Source organism: Algibacter sp. Ld11, assembly GCF_045066735.1.
Classification (GTDB): domain Bacteria; phylum Bacteroidota; class Bacteroidia; order Flavobacteriales; family Flavobacteriaceae; genus Algibacter.
In genome coordinates this window covers 528,094-546,316 of record NZ_JBISHH010000026.1, presented here as the reverse complement: position 1 = coordinate 546,316, position 18,223 = coordinate 528,094, and the positions used below count along the sequence as shown (strand labels likewise).

The window sequence follows — 18,223 nt, the reverse complement described above, 5'->3', positions numbered from 1 at the left end:
TGTACGGCACAACTTAAAGTAGTAATTTCACGCCTATATTTTTTTTAGATGATTAAAGCAAAAAACATTCAGAAGTTCTACGACGATTTACAAGTTCTAAAAGGTGTTGATATACATATTAAACCTAGTGAAGTGGTATCTATTGTGGGTGCTTCGGGTGCAGGAAAAACAACTCTTTTACAAATTTTAGGAACCTTAGATAAAGCCTCGCCTGTTGCAGGTTTTGAGTTATTAATAAACAACACCAATATTGGCGAGCTTAACGATAAAGCTTTGGCTAAATTTAGAAACGAGCATATTGGTTTCATCTTTCAATTTCATCAATTACTTCCTGAATTTACAGCTATAGAAAATGTTTGTTTACCTGCTTTTATAAAAGGAACAAATAAAAAAGATGCAGAAAAGCGCGCTAAAGAATTGCTAGATTTTCTAGGCTTGTCGCACCGATACAACCATAAACCTAACGAATTATCTGGAGGAGAGCAACAACGTGTTGCTGTGGCTAGAGCTCTTATTAATAGTCCCGCTTTAATTTTTGCCGATGAACCTTCGGGAAATTTAGATAGTGAATCTGCCGAGAATCTGCATAGTTTGTTTTTTAAATTACGAGACGAATTCGGACAAACTTTCGTGATTGTAACCCACAATGAAGAACTGGCTAACCTCGCCGATAGAAAACTAACCATGGTAGATGGGAAAATTGTAAACTAGTTTTTCTTTAAAAGGCCAACGAGTCCTAAAACCGGACCGATAGCAATAAATAAAAACAAATATTTAACTTCTATAACGTCTATTAAACTAGTGGCCAATTGAATACTAGCAATAGTAATAGCAAAACCAATAGAGTTAACAATAGTTAACGCTGTGCCTTTATGCTCCGCGCTCACATTTTGAGCAACTAAGGTCGAAAACAAAGGAGAATCGGCTACGACAACCATACCCCAAAGCACCAAAAACACAATAAATACGGTTTCCGATTCTAGATTAAAAAATAAAGGAGAAACTAAACAACATACACCAGAAAGAAAGAGTGCCATTGCTCCTATTTTCTTAATTCCAAATGCTTGGGATAAATAACCCGAAATGACACAAGCAACACCACCAGATGCTATAATTAAAAAGCTTAATAACGGTATACTAAAAGTTAAGTTTGGGTGATACTCTAAATACCCACTTAGAAGTATAGGCACAAAAGCCCAAAAGGTATATAATTCCCACATGTGGCCAAAATAACCGAAAGCTGCCTTTCTAAAATCACGTACTTTAAATACGTTAAAAAGTACGGAAACATCAAATTTTGTAACCGCCTTTCTGTAAGGTCCATTAGGCACAAAAACAAGCATAACAATACCGCCAAGTATAGCTAACATCGTTGTTGTGTATATAATGTGTTGCCATAGAAAAGTGCTTCCAAATCCTTTTAAAATATGAGGAAAGGCAGTGCCTAAAACTAAAGCTCCTACCAAATACCCCAGAGATTTCCCTAGGCCTTTATTATAATAATCGGCTGCTATTTTCATACCTACCGGATAAATACCTGCTAAAAAAAAACCGGTAAAAAAACGAAACATTAATAAACTAAATAAGCTATTTTGTTCTAAAACAATAAGAAGATTAAAAATAGCCGCCGATGTGGCACTTACGAAAAAAACTTTTGAAGGAGAGAAACGATCTGTAACCGTTAGAAGCGCAAATAAAAATGTACCAATAATGAAACCAAATTGCACTGCCGACGAAAGATGTCCTAAAGCCGAACTATCTAACGTAAAATTAGATACTAAATCTTCAATAACTCCATTTGTAGCAAACCACAATGATGTACAGCAAAATTGTGAAAACACAATAATTGGTAAAATATGCTTTGAAGACCTCATAAAAATAACTGAGCCACGAATTTAGTTTTTAATTGATGGATAAGACGAGTGAAAAGTCAACTTATTACAATATTTTTGTTTTATTATGACAAAGAAATCGAAAAAACTAACCAAACAAGAACTTAAAGAATTTTTAGACACCAAGGTTTACGAGTTTAATAGTCCTAAATTTATTGATAGCGATCCCATTCAAATTCCTCATCAATTCTCTAAAAAAGAAGACATAGAAATTGCTGGGTTTCTTGCCGCAACCATTGCTTGGGGAAATAGAAAAAGTATTATTAACAATGCTAATAAATTAATGGGACTCTTAGATCATTCCCCTTTCGATTTTGTTCTAAACCATACCGAAGACGATTTAGAGAGGCTTCTACCTTTTGTGCATCGCACTTTTAATGGTAACGATTGTGTACAATTTATAAAATCACTACAGCATATTTATAAAAACCATGGCGGTCTAGAAGCTGTTTTCGCTAAACATGCGGACCATGCCTTTTTACAAACTTCTATATCTGAATTTAAACGTACTTTTTTCGAGATCGATCATCTAAAACGAACCGAAAAACATGTGAGCGATCCATTAAGGAAATCGGCCGCAAAGCGCATTAACATGTTTTTACGCTGGATGGTTCGAGATGATAATACAGGAGTAGATTTTGGTATTTGGAAAAGCTTATCGCCTAGTCTACTATCCTGTCCTTTAGATGTGCATTCTGGAAATGTTGCTCGCAAACTAGGACTATTAGATCGAAAACAAAACGATGCCAAAGCGCTTTTTGAATTAGACACAAATTTAAGAAAACTGGATAAAGCCGATCCCGTAAAATACGATTTTGCTCTTTTTGGATTGGGTGTTTTTGAAGGTTTTTAGCAGCTAGATCTTTTCAAAAAAAATAGACGAATTCAAGTTTTTTTTAACAATAAAGCATTTCTCTCTTTAATTTAACCGTTTTAGTAAGTTTTTGATAATGCTAAAACTAAATTATCATTATTTTCGTATCATAAAGAGCACTCAGCCCTAAAGACTCAGTAAAATGATAGCACCAGATTTCCCTAAAAATGAAAGAGAACGCCTTGCGCAACTTAATCAATATAAACTACTAGATACGCTACCGGAAAGTGACTTCGATAACATAACTAGCTTGGTGGCTACTATTTGTGAAGTTCCTATTTCATTAATAACACTGTTAGATTCTGATCGTAATTTTTTAAAATCACATCATGGTATCGATATACAAGAGTCTCCGCGAAACATTTCTTTTTGTGGACACGCCATTTTACAAGATGATATATTTATAGTTGAAGATGCTAGAAAAGATATACGCTTTAAAGACAACCCGCTCGTTGATGGCGTAAATGCTATTTTTTACGCTGGTGTACCTTTAATTACTAAAGAAGGTTTTGCTTTGGGAACCTTATGTGTATATGACCACGTACCTAGAAAATTAACTGAAACGCAACAGAAAGCACTTATTACAATCTCGAAACAGGTTTTAAATTTATTTGATTTAAGATTAAATAATAGATTACTCGCTGAATCTAAACAGGAATTACTAGATCGTAATAATGAACTTGGCAAATTTGCCAGCCATGTGTCTCATGACCTAAAATCGCCTTTAGCTAACATAATGTCTTTAACTACTTTTTTAAAAGAAGATGAAGCCAATATATTTTCAAGTGAATCTATAGAGTATATTAGTTTTATTGAAGAGTCCGCAGAGTCTTTAAAAAATTACATTGATGGTATTCTAATTCATTATAAGGCTAGTGAATTGTTAAATGCTGATAAAGAATATGTACAGTTAAATTCTGTTTTTGAAGACATACAACGGATCCATTCATTAAGTCACGACCAATTTAAAGTTGGCACATACAACGATAATATTTTTATAATAAAAGCGGCAGTAACCCAAATACTAATAAATTTAGTTGATAATGCCTTTAAATACAATAACAAGCACAAACCAGAAGTTATTTTAAACTTCTCTGAAAATAAAACCGACTACATATTTACGGTTACAGATAATGGAAATGGTATTGCAAAGGAGCAACAAGACCAAGTTTTTAAACTTTTTAACAATAATAACCAAGTAGATGTTAAAGGCAATAAGGGTACTGGTATTGGTTTGTTTACAGTAAAAAACTTAGTTAAAAAATTGGGAGGAACCATTAAACTCGAATCGGAAATAGATAAAGGCAGCACCTTTACTTTTAATGTTGCCAAGTAAAAATTAAATAGGGTAAGCTTTACTTTTTTGTGTTATAGGAATAAACAATAGCAGTACAAAAATGATGTATAATAGATACCTGCGTTAGGGATTGCAGTGAAAAACCCACAGTGAGACCAATGGAATTGGGCTTGCGAGGATTTGTAACGTAAAGCCCGACCCTTTTCGGGTAACGCCCAAATTATTGTTTTCTACAAAAATAAAACCCGACCTTATTTACTTAAAAACATTAAGCAAATAAGGTCGGGTTTTTATAAAATAAGTGTTGTATTTATTTAATCTCTAAAACTTCAAGATCAAAAACAAGATCTTTACCTGCTAAAGGATGATTTCCATCTACAACAATAGATTCTTCTTTAACTTCTACAACAACTAAATTAAATTCTTGACCGTCTGGAGACCTAGACACTAAGCCCATACCAACTTCAGGAGCCATTTCTTGAGGAAGTTCTGATTTTTGAACCTCTTGAATTAGATTTGCATTAACCTCGCCATATGCTTCTTCTTTAGCAATGGTAATGGTTTTTTTCTCATTCACTTTCATGTCGATTAACCCTTTCTCAAAACCAGGAATTAGTTGTCCTTGTCCTAAAGTAAATTCTACTGGCTCTTTCCCTTCTGAACTATCAAAAACTTGTCCGTCGGTTAATTTACCTGTGTAATTTACTTTTACCGTGTTATTCTCTTTTACTTGACTCATACTATAATACTTAATTTTTTAAAAATAGTCTTTGCATAATTCTTACGCAGCAAATATTTTAGTTTAAACTTTCTAAACAAGTATCCACCAAAACCAAGCCAAAAGCCAAAATGTGGTAATGAATATTAAAAAACTAGTAAATTGCTAAATTATTATTAGAAGAAACCACTTGTATCCCTTTAATAGCAGTAAATGATGATTTTTATAAGTTTTTGAAATAAAAATTTTAATAATCAGTAAATCTGTCAGTTCTTGCCAGATAAACACAGTTTTAGCGACATTTTTAATTTTTACTCAACTTCCAAAGCATAGTCTAGTTCTTTACAGAATTCATTATTATCAAAGCAAAGTACACTTAGTGTTTCAATAATTAATTGATTCAATCTTTCACTTTCTGGATTTACATTATAAGCCAATTTAAACTCAGAATATGCACCAAGGGCTTGGTTATTTATTAAACGATTTTCTCCTGAATTTACAAGAAATGAAAACGTTTCTAAATCTTTTTTCTTTTTAGTGTTGATGATATCTTGATTATGTTTATCTGAATAATCTACAAAGTGATTAATTGTAAAAATAGACAATAGTAAAGCGCTAAAAACAAAAAGAATCGTTATTAACCCGTTTAGTTTTTTGTTCTCTTTTCTATTAGATTGCAATTTAAAGGTTCGTGAATATTTGGGTAACGCAGTAAAAGATTTCAAAGGTTGTTTTTTGAACATCTTTTTTTGCGGATCTCTAGAATAAATCCACTGCTGTAAGCCTAAACCCATGTATCCTCCCATAATATAACTTTAATATATAGGTAGATATTTAGAATGAAATGTTACAGTTTTAATCAAAAAAAACCTTTCAGAATACTTATTCTGAAAGGTTTTTAAAGCTCTATTTAGAAGCTGCTTTTAGCGAATCTATTTCTTTCTTCAATTTTTCAATTTCTAATACCTTTTTCTCTTCTTGAAGTTGTTTTAGTAACTCATCATTAGACATTGGCTTTATAGAATCTGTTGGTTGTTGTACAGCATCAATTTGCTTAGTTTCTTCTAGAAAATACTTACCAATACCTTCACTAGATCTCCAAGCTTCGTTTAGCTGGTCGTAAACTGTTTTATTCCATTGACTCGGGTGTTTTACATCAATCCAAACTACATCTCGATATTCACTATCTACTAATGCTAAATCTGGAGTTGCAGAACCATCGAAATTATTAGAATCTTCACGAATTGCCGATATAGTACCTAAGAAAAACATACGTCGACGCCCTGCGATATCTTTTATATACGGACGAAACTCCACAGGCTTATTTACAGACCAATCGAATTCTTTACGAGATTCAATAACCTTTAAAGGCATGGCAGAAACTCCTGCGTAACCTTCCTTTTTAGAAGAATGATCGTAATAGTAAAAAGCATTACTACCATCTGCAGGTACAAAAACACTATAAGATAAACTGGTACGCTCACTGCCTACAGGTTCTAAACCAAACCAATGGTAAAGGCCACTGTAAGCATTTGTACTAGTATCGGAAAAATTAAAATCGGTTACAAAAGGTTGCTTGTTTTGATCATCGGCCAAATTCGGAATCTTAACAGCTGTTTCCATATTCCATGGTAAAGGATCGCTAAAACCGCCTAAAAATTTTAAAGATTCAGCTTGTAGACGTGATACCTTTTCGGCCAATGTATTCTGACCTATTAAATAAGGATGATTTTTCATTTCCTCAGGACTTATATACGTTCCCTTCCCTATTAAAATACGCTCGATATAATCATTAAAATCATGTTCTCCACTATCAATAACCATAACACCGCCATAGGTTGGGTATGGAAACAAAAAGCCTTTCCATTTTATTAAACTCACCACTTCTACCCATTTACCAGCATCATTTTTCATGTAATAGGTATCGCTAGGTTCCATGGTAAATAATTGAAAAACATTAAAACGTTGTACGACAGCATTGTAAGTGTTTCGGCTAAACTTCAAAGATTCGCCTATAGAAAATGTTACTGGAATACGATTTTCACTAGAAAAACGAGGGAATGGTGTGGTACTCGACACAGCAAAAACCTCTTCCGTATTATCCGTCATACCTTGCCATCTGTATTTTTCAGTGGGTTGTATAGCCATAGTCCACTTGTTTTCATTTCCAATACGCACCAAATGCGGAAGCGAAACATCTTTAGTTTCACCAACACTTTCGTTAGCCATAGAATACACGTTACGCATAGGCTGTATACGTTCGTTTTGGGTTAAGGGCAATTCGTTTATTTCAACACGATTTAAATGATTAAACACGTTGTAAGTTTTCATGTAGTCGTACATTTGAAACTGCCACCCTACCACATATAATATACCGAAGAATACAATTAAAACAGCAAGCATACCCAATCTGCCGCCGGTGCTTACAGAATTTCTAAACTTACGTAAGCCTAAAAACAATACTACCGCACTAAGTAAAATTACAAAAATGTATTTTCTAATAAATAATAAACCAGGTTGGTAATCGTCTCGTAAAACAAACAATAAAATCAGTAAAATTATAAACCCAATTACGGTTACTGTTTTTTGTTTTTTTCCTTTATTCCAATAATTTTTAATCATTTCTGTATTGTAAAATTTTTATTCTTTTCGTTTTGATTTACACTTAGCGCGAAATCATTATAAATCTTGTTGCAACGTGTTTTTCATTACCATTCTTTCCATTGAAAAGGTATCTGAGTTTTCATCTAAAAAGTTAATCAAAAGTATATTTTTTTTAATCAATTCTACGGTATCAAAACCAGTTGTTTTATCTGTTTGGTTTACTTTTCTCAAAACTTCAAAAATAAGTTGCGTTAATTCTTCTACATGTGCCTCATTGAGACTTGTAATTACGGTTGTAAACTCATCGCTAGGCATAATAGCCATAGCTTTTAAAGATAGGTTGAAATTACTTTTTAAAACCGTATCCATCTCCTCCAGTGCAACATCGATATCGCTAGGCTCAACATCTATAATTTTACTAATTAATGTTTTTAAAAGCAAGGTTAGGCGTTGAATTTCTCTAAGCAGTGTATCTTTCTCGTTAATCACAATTCCATTTATTTAAATAGTATAAAACATCCTTTTTTCAAAAAAATTCTACAACAATCCCTTATCTTTCAATCTTTCTCGCGCGCTTTTCTCTTCGACTTTAGGCTGCTCTATTTTTTCTGCTTCTATTTCAACGTTATCTTTACTCTTTAAATCTTCAATAAAATCTTTACCTTTTTCAAAAGTATCGTGCATCATATCTTCTAAAGAATCTGTTTGCTCTTCAATAACTTCACTAGATTTAAATATAAAATTGGCCAAATAAGTCCCTACTATAGTACCAACAATCATGGAAGTGAATATAGAAATTGTAGCCACATCTATAGGAACTAAAAAGCGAACAATTACAATACCAACAAGAAAGAGAAAACCTATAAAAACCAAGCGTAATAAAAACGATTGCTTATACACAAAACCTGTTTTATCGTCAGGTTTCATTTGCAATGCCTCAGAGTTTATAACCTTGTTAAAAAACCGGTAAAGACCATTATTTCTAGACTCTCTCCAATAAATAAAAATTCCGAAAAGGATAGCTGCAATAAAAATTATAAGTTCTAGTGTCATGTTATTCTGTTTGTTATTATGCTATGTTATATCGCTTTCGCGGAAAAATTACATGCTTATTTAATATATAAGTCTCTCTGTTTTAAATATTGTTACTAATAGTTTCTATTGCCCAATCTTTTAAAGACTCATCCCAGGTTTCAAAGCTACTATAAAACGCTTCTTTATCGAACCAATATAAAAACAATACATCTTTAGGTGAAATATTAACCAAGAGCATCCAAATTAAATCTTGATGTTTAGCTGATAGCGATGAATGCGGTTGATGCAAAGCTTCGTACATTTTAGAATCTACAATATCGGAAATTTTATACTGATTACTTGTTTCTAGTTTTTCTAAATAACGCTCTACACTCATCACCTTTTTACGTGCTTTAATGTCGAGTTTATTTAAATAACTTTTATATAAAATCGGGTCGTTTAAAATATCTTTTATAGGGTGTTGCGTATTTTTTAAATACGATGCCATCTCGTATTTTTTTACGCGCTCATAACGTTTATCTTTTACAACCTCTTCCAAATCGCATTCTATAATAACGTGATCACGAAGCTTAGCCATAAGTTCAGGTTGTGAAATATGAAAAATCATAACCTCGTAACTGGTATCCTTTATAGCTTCCTTATGCCAGGTTTCATCCTCAAAAACAACAATAGGCGTAATAAAATCACGCAGTACATAAACACCACCAAAAGCACGTGTATAGAACGAACTCGCGGTATATTGAAGTTCGTGTAAATCTAAATCGCGCTCGCGTAAATCGCCATGTTTTTTAGCAGATTGTAATAAAGTTGCTTGAATATTTTCATCTATGAAATTTTGATCTCTATTGAAAGTTTTAACCAGTTCGCGTTGCTGTTTTTGAACGTTAAGCAAATCGTTTATTAAATGAAAATGGATATTTATCGTTTTGTACTTTAAAACATCTAAAGGCTCGTAAAACACATCAATACCTTGATCGAAATCTAAACAAATAGCACAATCTCTTGTGATATCTTTAATTTTATCACCATGAATTTTAAATACAAATTTCATGAGTTCTCTATCGAATGTATGAAACGGTAAATACACCGGTTTCCCTTTTTGTAAAGGCGAAATTATAATACCATGCGGATTTGCTTCACCGTTATTTAGGTAATTTACTTCACCCTTTTCCTCTGCTACTTGTGGGCTCCAACCAATACCATCAATTTGAAAAGACTTTAATTTGGTTTCCGAAAAACCAAGCTTTACCAAGCATTTATTGTAACGCTCGACGAGTTTCCCGCTCACTGAAATGAGTTCGCTTCGGTATAAATTCGCTTCTAGTAATTTTTGCATGTTTATTTCTTTAATACTTTGAGCTTATTGTTACTCATGGTATACTTTGATTTGAGGTTCCGAAATATTAATAAATTTTGGAATATTTTATTTTACATATTGTAATTCAAAATCATCCGCTTCTCCATCCCCGTCGATATCAACTGAATCAGTTTTTATTTTTAAATTAGAATCCGACAATTCTAAAATCTCAAAAATATAAGTTTCGTCTACAGTTAAATCTCCAACTTGAGAATAGTTCATTGTAATTGTTGAATTCTGAATAGTCCAATTTCCTAGAGATGGGTTTGCCTCCACACAATCTTCTCCTACTGGATCCAATTCTGTTATATAAAAAGTACCATCCATTTTAAATTCAGTTGTCTCAATAGCCTGACACTCATCTTCAAAATCTAGATTATTATCATTTAATAATTGCTTATCGATTTCCCATATTCCAACTATTAAATTAGAAAAATCAGAATCGGTTGATGAGTCTTCGTCATCGCTACACGAACTAAAAGTTAAAATTGAAATTAATATTGTAAATAGTAATGTATTTATTTTCATATTTTTTTTAAGTGTTTAAATTAAATAAAAGTCATGTTTTTTTAACCTTTACCCAATCCATGAATAATAGCATACTGCAACAAAACAATAGTACGCATATCCTGAATTTCACCGTTATTAAGCATCTCTATCGCCTCTTCAATGGGTAATTCTAGCACTTCAATATCTTCAGTTTCAGTTTCTACACCGCCGCCTTCGCTCACCTTCATATCATCGGTATATTCAGCAATAAAAAAGTGCATTTTCTCCGTCATTACACCAGGCGATGTATAGGCTTCGTAAACTTTGGTTACTTTATTTATACGGTAACCTACTTCCTCTTCGGTTTCTCTAATAATACAGTCTTCCGGATTATCTTTATCCAACATGCCAGCAGTAATTTCTACCAAAAAGCCATCCTCGTTATCGTTTTGATACGTAGGCATTCTAAACTGTTTAGTTAAAATAACCGTCTGTTTTTCGGTATTGTAAAGTAAAATTCCCGCCCCGTCTCCTCTATCGTAAACTTCGCGCATTTGGTTAACCCAAGTACGGTTAGACATTAAATAGTCGAAACTTAATTTTTTAAGAATGTAATAATTATCAGAAAGCAACGTGCTTTTTATATTTTTTAATCTTTTAGATGCCATTTTCGAAAGTTTTTCTTGCCGCGGTTTCTATATTTATTTGGTTTACTCTAGCGTCTACTTTGCGTTTAAAATCGGTATCGGCAATAGTGGCAACGTTATCTAAGTAACGTACTACTTCCTGACGTCTAATTTCAGAGAAATCTAAACCTTTCATATTCCCTTTCATCACTTCCTGAAGCATATTAAACTTAGTGTTGTAATCTTGTTTGAAATAAGTTTCAGGGTTTTCGAACCAACTTTCTTCTAAATCAAAATCGGTTAGACGTAAAGAAATAGCCGACTGAATATTTCTAACATCACGAGATGAAAAGAACGGGAAAGCCTTTTGCATTTCTTGATACAAATTAGCGTAAAACAAATGCTCGTTACTTTTAAATTTAGCTTCCACCTTATCGCAAATAGCATGTACTCTCGCTTCACTAGGTTTACTAGATGTATTTAATATTTCCCCCATATTTTTAGAAAGCCCTTGATCGCTTAAATACTTATAACTTTCAGGGTTTTCCATGTTTACAAAATCGGGTAAAGATTGGTTTAGTTTATTCCACCAAATGTAATCTTGATCTAAAAAATCGTGTTCCGTACGGGCTCCATCAATTTTAAAACGACCTTGTACACGAGAAATCACGGCCTTATCTAACATTTCTGGTAAATTGGTAAACAAACCAATAGAACTGTTACCGTAATTTACGGCATAAGCGCCCTCTGTATACCGTAAAAACACGCCAATAACTTCTTTTACACCTGCAGATACGCCTTGAGCTGTACGCTCTTGTAAATTGTTTTCGGCATCATCAATAGGTGCGAAAATCAATTTTGTAGGATCTTGCATCGGTTTCATCCACTCTACCATTTTTTCTGCCGATCCACCTTGAAAAGTGGAAATTAAAGTATCTGGCATCGGGTGAAACAAAAACGGGATTTCTAAATTATCACAATGCTCTTTTAGACGTGTTGCAATAGCCGCAATAAGCATACTCTTTCCTGTACCAGGAATTCCGTAGCCCATAAAAACCGGCATAAACCCTCCAAGTTCCTGAAACGGATTCTTTTTTGCGGTAAAATCGTAACTCAGCATACGCTCTGTTAAACGACGCGCAAAGTGCTTCGCATCTCGGTTACCTACAATTTGTTCAAATTTTATTTTGTTGAATTCAATACTTTTGGCAGTTCCTGAAAACACATTATTCCAGCCAGATATAGCAAATTCCGATTTTTCGAGTTTATACGTTCTATCTTCAATGGTTTCCGTATACTCTAAACTACTTTTTCTAAGTTGAATTTCGCCAATTAAAGCCTCAAAATATACCACTGTAAAATCGATAACATCTTTATCAGACTTTACAATTTCCGGGTGTCCAAGGTATTTATCAAAATAAAACAAACTACAAGCAATCCCTTTTAAAGGTGATAACAATGAAACCTCTGGAATACCGGCAAATTTCTGTTTCATAACCGATAAATCGTCTGAAGCAAAAGGTTTTAAATCGTTTAGAATTTTATAAGCTGTTGAAAATAACATGAATGCCGTTGCGGTATGCATTTTACTTTCGAACTCACGTTTTCCGTTAGAATCTAAAGCCGATTTATTTTCGTTTAAACTAGATAATCCCGAAGCATCATAATAACTATCCTTAATCCAAATACCCAAAGTAATCCCTTCTTGCACAGCATAAAGAGTTTGATTTAAATGAATAGGAAGCGCTACAGAATCGGGTAATAATCGTTTTTTTAAGGCTAAAATCGTTTTAGAAACCGAGGTAATCTCTACTGAAGAACCGCTATTTGCTCTAGATAAATAGAGTAAAATAGATTCGTCTTTAGCATCCTTATCTTTATTTTTCGCTCTTGAGCCTTGTTCCCATTGCACACTTTTTAAGTATGATGAAGCCTCGTCACGAAGCATATCGAGTTCAGTAAGTTTTATCGGGAAAGTTGAGTTGTGTTCCATTTTTTTAGTTGGCAGTATTCAGTTTTCAGTAATCAGTCCCAAAAACTGAGACTGAATACTGCAACTGTATACTTTTTTATTTTTTAATATCTATTTTTAAACTTGAGACTTCAAAAGGTGCTTTCGCTAAACCATTTAATAACTCTGGCGTTTTATTGTATAATAATTGAATAATTCGGTGTGGTGCAAAAATGTACTTTTGCTTAAATACCGTATCCCATTTTTGAAGGGTTTGCTTGCTAAAAAAACTACCTTCTTTAAATTCACTTCCAGATGCAACTTCATCTATTTCTAAAGAAATGGCATAAGATTCTAAGGGAATTTCCTTTTTACCAATAGATTCTAAAATAGTATGGGTTACTAAATTTTCATCTTTTGCAAATACGTTGTGTATTGGACCTAAATCTACACGCTTTATAAGTTTTGGTGATACTTTTGGTAATTTTCTATCTATGGTATACGCCATAGTATCTAACGACATTTTACGGTCTGATGTGGTTTTTAAAACCTCGTAAATTTCATCTTTATAATCGTTTATTCGTGTACCATCGAAATTAAAATACATAAAACAAACAAACGGCCGATTTAATGATACATCAAAAAAGGACCAACTTACTAACAAATCGGCTACCGAGTTTTGCGGCGCTCCTAATATTTTACCTTGTACAAAACGATTAAAAATATATTCTTTCTTTACTGAAGAATAATACACAATAGATGCCGCTTGAAACAACTTCCGTTTAGAAATGGGTTGTTTTTTATGCATTAAGGTGTTTAAAAAATCTTCTTTTAAAGTTGCTATTGGTGTTAGCTTTTCTAGATATTCTTGTCGTAACTCAAGATCGTTAAACAGATATCGGAATTCTAAATAATTTGGAAAACCAGACTCGGTTAAATCGACTTTCATATTATCTTCATCATCGTACATATATTTAATACGCATGGCTTCAATGGAATATAAAAGTAAATCTGAATATTGCTTGAATAATTGAACCTCCTGATCGTTACAAAGTTTTTGCCTTTGCACGGCAACTATAAGTTCTTTAAAAACAAAGTCGACCATTTTATGATAAAAGACATACTGCTCTTTGGAATCAAGAATGGCAGAGTCTAATGGGGTAACTATTTGGTTTATTGACATTTATTTTAATTAAATATGAATCTTTTACAGATAGTTATTTGCTTTAAGTTACGGTTGATATTGTTTTTGGGAAGTATATAAACCCCTCTGCAATTTGCCCCGCGTTAAGGATTGAACGGCTTGTTTAAGCTCCCCGACCTTAGGAGGGAGCGAGTAGTGAAAGCCTGACTTTTTACAATACTGTAAGGTTTAAAAAAACTTGTAGTATTGTAAAAAGAAACGCTCAACTTTATTTTACTATTTTAACTTAACAAATCGTCTTCGGCTGCTTCTGGTTTTGCTTTTGGAGTTGGCTCGCCATTATTGTCTGCAGGTGTATTTGCATCTGCTTTATAATAATCTTCAAAAATCTCTTTCATGTCAATACCGTAACGCTCTGCAAAGTTCTTTTGAATTTCGCCATCCTTTGCACGAATTTCTTGTAAAGCCTCGGCATAACTACTGTAAACACCTTGCATAACTTTTTCGTGTACAGGAATATTATCCATCATGTCTTGACGCGCTTTAGCACTTGCTGTATGCATAGATGCTAGAGTTTGACCAATATGCTCATCTGTTTTAACACCTAAATGCTCTAAAATTGCCGCAAATTCCTGATCTGTTCTCGCTTTTAAAGCCACAACGTAACCATCGTAATATTTAAGACGCTCTTCTGTATCCGACTTTAATTTTGCACGGTGCGTTTGCAAGTTACTACGCAAAGACGTTAATACTTTTATAGTTAAATTATGCTTATGGACGAAACTATCTTTACTGGCAGCCAGCGTAGTGTAAGCATTTTTAAGACCTTCTAACTCTTCTACTTTTTGTTCTAAAGCCGTCATTTTACCAATAGCCTCAGAATACTCGGTAGATTGCTTATCGGCAATATCTTCTAGTTCTTGGCGTGCTTGTTTTAATAAAGCGTACTGCTCTTCTAACTTTCCTTCTACTTCTTTCTTTTTCTCTAAAGCTTTAGTATGGTTTTTAGAAGCTTCTACAATAGCGTCTTTAAGTTTTTCTTCAACCTCTTTAATTTCTACTTCACGATTTTTTAAACGTGTTACTGCAGCTTGAGATTTATAAGATAGCTCGCTTAAAAGTGTTTGTATATCTGCACTTTCTATGCGTTCCTGAAACATGGCTTTTGCTTTGTTATCTGCTCCTGCACGTACTTTTTCTGCTTCTTTATATTCGGCTTGTTCTTTTTTAATTTTACTTTTACGTCCCCATAGGTTATTCCACCAAGTATCTGCTTTATTTTCTGCATCTTCTAGTTCTACTCTGGCGCGTTCTAATGCTTTTTGAGCATCATCTATCACCTTTTGTTCTGTTGGATTTAACGCTGAGAATTTCTCAAACATAATACCAACTTCATCTTGATAGTCTGTTAAATCTTTAATTGCATCTAATAATGTAGAACGATCTTTTTCTGCCATATGAACAACATCATCCAAGGTGGCATTTAGAATTTTTTGACGCACTTCTGGATCGTCCTCTTGAGACAATTTAGATTTCATGGTGTCTATGGCTTTTCCCCAATTGACATCTACTTTTTCTGTTTTTTCGTTGGAAGAGGTTTCTAATAAATCAAAATCATCGGACATACTGATACTTTATTATTTAAGATTAAACATTTTTGCGTAAGCAATTTCGGTAAAATTTGTGAGTTCTAAAAGTAAAACTAAAATATAGTTCTTTTGATTTAAATATTTCACTTTTAATTTCTACACAATGTAAGTCTACCACTTTTTAAAAATGTTACACAACCTTTTTAAATTTATAATAGAAATACTTATTAAAAAGACATATTAGTACTTTATTTTACGATAAAAATTGTTGATAAAGTTTTGAATAATAATTAAATAGAAGAAAAACCTTATAAAAAAAACATTATCTTTGAAGTGCTATTAATTAGATTTTATGAACCCTATGTTGAATTTTCAACTACATCTGCTATTGCCTATAATTGTTCTTGCATCTCAATCTGCAATTGTTACAGTATTAACTATTGTCTTGATATTTTTTGTTGCGCTGTTATGCCTTGGTGTTAGAAAGTCCTACAAGTTACAGAAGGAAAATGAGCGATTAGAAGCCATGAATCCTCAAATAGAAGACGAAAAAGATAAACCTTACAATGATTTTACGCAAAGTCATATGTATGATAAAAACTAGCTTTTATATACTTTTGCATGATTTAAAAGTTATATCCCACATAAAAACCTAAGCCCATGAATATACTTTTAACATCCACCGCTATTGCACAAAACACAACGGAATTAGTAAATAGTTTAAATAGCCTAATTTCCATTCTCTCCATAGCTTTTATTACCATTCTTGTTTTGTTAACACTAAACATATACAAGGTATACAAGTTGAAAAAAAGAAATTCCTTATTAGAATCGGAATTGAGAACTTTAAGAACAGAAACTAAGCAATCTTAAAAAAAGGTATCTTCTATAAATTTTACAAACAAAAAACGCCCACCGAAAAGTGAGCGTTTTTTATTTTATATAAAAGTAAAACTATCTAACTAGTTTTTTATACTTAATTCGTTTTGGCATTAAATCTCCACCAAGACGTTTCTTTTTGTTTTCCTCGTAATCAGAAAAACTACCTTCGAAGAAATAAACTTGAGAATCCCCTTCAAATGCTAAAATGTGCGTACAAATACGATCTAAAAACCAACGGTCGTGACTAATAACAACAGCACAACCTGCAAAGTTTTCTAAACCTTCTTCTAAAGCTCTTAATGTATTTACATCTAAATCATTGGTTGGCTCATCAAGAAGCAATACGTTTCCTTCTTCTTTAAGCGTCATAGCTAAATGTAAACGGTTACGCTCTCCACCAGAAAGTAATTTAACTTTCTTGTTTTGCTCGCCTCCAGAGAAATTAAATCGACTTAAATAGGCACGAGAATTAACTTCTTTTCCTCCCATCATAACCAATTCTTGCTCATCACTAAAGTTTTGCCAAATTGTTTTTTCTGGATCTATATTAGAGTGTTTTTGATCTACATAAGCCAACTTCGCTGTATCTCCAACTTTAAACTGACCTTTATCCGGAGTTTCCTCACCCATAATCATTCTGAAAATGGTAGTTTTACCAGCTCCATTTGGTCCTATAACACCAACAATACCAGCTTGGGGTAAGTTGAAGTTTAAATCATCATACAACAACTTATCATCATAACCCTTAGCAACACCAGAAGCTTCGATAACATTAGTACCTAAACGTGGTCCATTAGGAATGTATATTTCTAATTTTTCGTCAAGTTGTTTTTGATCTTGACTCATTAATTTGTCGTAATTATTTAAACGCGCTTTTTGTTTTGTTTGGCGCCCTTTTGCTCCTTGACGAACCCATTCTAACTCACGTTCTAAAGTCTTTTGACGTTTAGAAGCTGTTTTGCTTTCTTGAGCCATACGTTTAGATTTTTGATCTAACCAAGATGAGTAGTTCCCTTTCCAAGGAATACCTTCACCTCTATCCAATTCTAAAATCCAACCAGCAACGTTATCCAAAAAGTATCTATCGTGCGTTACAGCAATAACAGTACCTTTATATTGCGCTAAATGATGCTCTAACCAATGTACAGACTCTGCATCTAAGTGGTTGGTAGGCTCATCTAAAAGTAATACATCTGGTTCTTGTAAAAGTAAACGGCATAATGCTACACGACGCTTTTCTCCACCAGATAATACACCTATTTTTTTATCACCATCTGGAGTACGTAATGCATCCATAGCAATTTCTAATTTGGTATCTAATTCCCAAGCGTTAGAAGCGTCTATTTGATCTTGAAGCTCCGCTTGGCGGTTCATCAATTTCTCCATTTTATCGGCATCAGAATACACTTCTTCTAATCCAAATTGATCGTTTATTTTGTTGTACTCATCAAGAATAGCAACCGTTTCGGCAGCACCTTCACGAACTACTTCTATAACCGTTTTCTCATCGTCTAATTGTGGTTCTTGCTCTAAATAACCAACAGAATAATCTTGAAGAAACGTAACATCACCTTGATAATTTTTATCGACACCTGCGATAATTTTTAATAAAGTAGATTTACCCGACCCGTTAAGACCTAAAATTCCAATTTTAGCTCCATAAAAGAAACTTAAATATATGTTTTTTAAAACTGGAGTATTCGCTCCAGGAAATGTCTTGGTTAAACCAGACATTGAAAATATTATTTTTTTATCGTCACTCATT

18 protein-coding genes are annotated in these 18,223 nt (G+C 33.2%); 5 read left to right on the top strand and 13 right to left on the bottom strand.

Annotated features, from left to right (window positions below; translation table 11 throughout):
• Nucleotides 1-48 precede the first annotated feature (48 nt).
• Nucleotides 49-711, top strand: a complete 663-nt coding sequence (locus ACJJV4_RS18785) for an ABC transporter ATP-binding protein (RefSeq protein WP_405296936.1) — start codon at nt 49-51, stop codon at nt 709-711.
• Here ACJJV4_RS18785 and ACJJV4_RS18780 read toward each other — a convergent pair.
• A complete protein-coding gene (locus ACJJV4_RS18780; protein ID WP_405296935.1) occupies nt 708-1,874 on the bottom strand; it encodes an MFS transporter in 1,167 nt (388 codons plus the stop codon). The genes ACJJV4_RS18785 and ACJJV4_RS18780 overlap by 4 nt on opposite strands.
• 85 nt (nt 1,875-1,959) lie before the next feature.
• Between ACJJV4_RS18780 and ACJJV4_RS18775 the strand changes: the two genes are divergently transcribed.
• On the top strand, nt 1,960-2,745 hold the full coding sequence (locus ACJJV4_RS18775; RefSeq protein WP_405296934.1) for a TIGR02757 family protein: 786 nt from the start codon (nt 1,960-1,962) through the stop codon (nt 2,743-2,745).
• Nucleotides 2,746-2,908: 163 nt separating this feature from the next.
• A complete protein-coding gene (locus ACJJV4_RS18770; RefSeq protein ID WP_405296933.1) occupies nt 2,909-4,102 on the top strand; it encodes an ATP-binding protein in 1,194 nt (397 codons plus the stop codon).
• A gap of 271 nt (nt 4,103-4,373) precedes the next feature.
• On the opposite strand, the gene ACJJV4_RS18765 is transcribed toward ACJJV4_RS18770, so the two are convergent.
• The 11 genes from ACJJV4_RS18765 to ACJJV4_RS18715 form a co-directional block, all read right to left on the bottom strand.
• Nucleotides 4,374-4,802 (bottom strand): peptidylprolyl isomerase, encoded by a 429-nt coding sequence (locus ACJJV4_RS18765; RefSeq protein ID WP_405296932.1) that lies wholly within the window; start codon nt 4,800-4,802, stop codon nt 4,374-4,376.
• A 290-nt stretch (nt 4,803-5,092) separates the two neighbouring features.
• Nucleotides 5,093-5,587: a hypothetical protein gene (locus ACJJV4_RS18760; RefSeq protein ID WP_405296931.1), complete on the bottom strand. Its 495-nt coding sequence runs from the start codon at nt 5,585-5,587 to the stop codon at nt 5,093-5,095.
• Between the two features lie 100 nt (nt 5,588-5,687).
• Entirely contained in the window at nt 5,688-7,403 is a 1,716-nt protein-coding gene (locus ACJJV4_RS18755) for a hypothetical protein (RefSeq protein WP_405296930.1), read from the bottom strand.
• Between the two features lie 57 nt (nt 7,404-7,460).
• A complete protein-coding gene (locus ACJJV4_RS18750) occupies nt 7,461-7,874 on the bottom strand; it encodes a hypothetical protein (protein ID WP_405296929.1) in 414 nt (137 codons plus the stop codon).
• Nucleotides 7,875-7,922: 48 nt separating this feature from the next.
• Nucleotides 7,923-8,438, bottom strand: coding sequence for a hypothetical protein (locus ACJJV4_RS18745; RefSeq protein ID WP_405296928.1), 516 nt, complete (start codon nt 8,436-8,438; stop codon nt 7,923-7,925).
• A gap of 82 nt (nt 8,439-8,520) precedes the next feature.
• Nucleotides 8,521-9,756, bottom strand: coding sequence for a DUF6638 family protein (locus ACJJV4_RS18740; RefSeq protein ID WP_405296927.1), 1,236 nt, complete (start codon nt 9,754-9,756; stop codon nt 8,521-8,523).
• 87 nt (nt 9,757-9,843) lie between these two features.
• Complete coding sequence (locus ACJJV4_RS18735; RefSeq protein WP_405296926.1) at nt 9,844-10,305, bottom strand: lipocalin family protein; 462 nt, start codon at nt 10,303-10,305, stop codon at nt 9,844-9,846.
• Nucleotides 10,306-10,346: 41 nt separating this feature from the next.
• Nucleotides 10,347-10,934, bottom strand: coding sequence for an NUDIX domain-containing protein (locus tag ACJJV4_RS18730; protein WP_405296925.1), 588 nt, complete (start codon nt 10,932-10,934; stop codon nt 10,347-10,349).
• Nucleotides 10,924-12,885, bottom strand: a complete 1,962-nt coding sequence (locus tag ACJJV4_RS18725) for an AAA family ATPase (RefSeq protein WP_405296924.1) — start codon at nt 12,883-12,885, stop codon at nt 10,924-10,926. Before ACJJV4_RS18725 ends, ACJJV4_RS18730 begins: the two co-directional genes overlap by 11 nt.
• A 76-nt stretch (nt 12,886-12,961) precedes the next feature.
• Nucleotides 12,962-14,026, bottom strand: a complete 1,065-nt coding sequence (locus ACJJV4_RS18720; RefSeq protein ID WP_304404912.1) for a hypothetical protein — start codon at nt 14,024-14,026, stop codon at nt 12,962-12,964.
• Nucleotides 14,027-14,268: 242 nt separating this feature from the next.
• On the bottom strand, nt 14,269-15,612 hold the full coding sequence (locus tag ACJJV4_RS18715; RefSeq protein WP_405296923.1) for a microtubule-binding protein: 1,344 nt from the start codon (nt 15,610-15,612) through the stop codon (nt 14,269-14,271).
• A gap of 409 nt (nt 15,613-16,021) precedes the next feature.
• Here ACJJV4_RS18715 and ACJJV4_RS18710 point away from each other — a divergent pair, with 409 nt between their 5' ends.
• Nucleotides 16,022-16,180, top strand: coding sequence for a hypothetical protein (locus ACJJV4_RS18710; protein WP_405296922.1), 159 nt, complete (start codon nt 16,022-16,024; stop codon nt 16,178-16,180).
• Nucleotides 16,181-16,236: 56 nt separating this feature from the next.
• Nucleotides 16,237-16,449 (top strand): hypothetical protein, encoded by a 213-nt coding sequence (locus ACJJV4_RS18705; protein WP_405296921.1) that lies wholly within the window; start codon nt 16,237-16,239, stop codon nt 16,447-16,449.
• Between the two features lie 81 nt (nt 16,450-16,530).
• On the opposite strand, the gene ettA is transcribed toward ACJJV4_RS18705, so the two are convergent.
• Entirely contained in the window at nt 16,531-18,222 is a 1,692-nt protein-coding gene (gene ettA / locus ACJJV4_RS18700; RefSeq protein ID WP_405296919.1) for an energy-dependent translational throttle protein EttA, read from the bottom strand.
• Between the last annotated feature and the right edge of the window lies 1 nt (nt 18,223).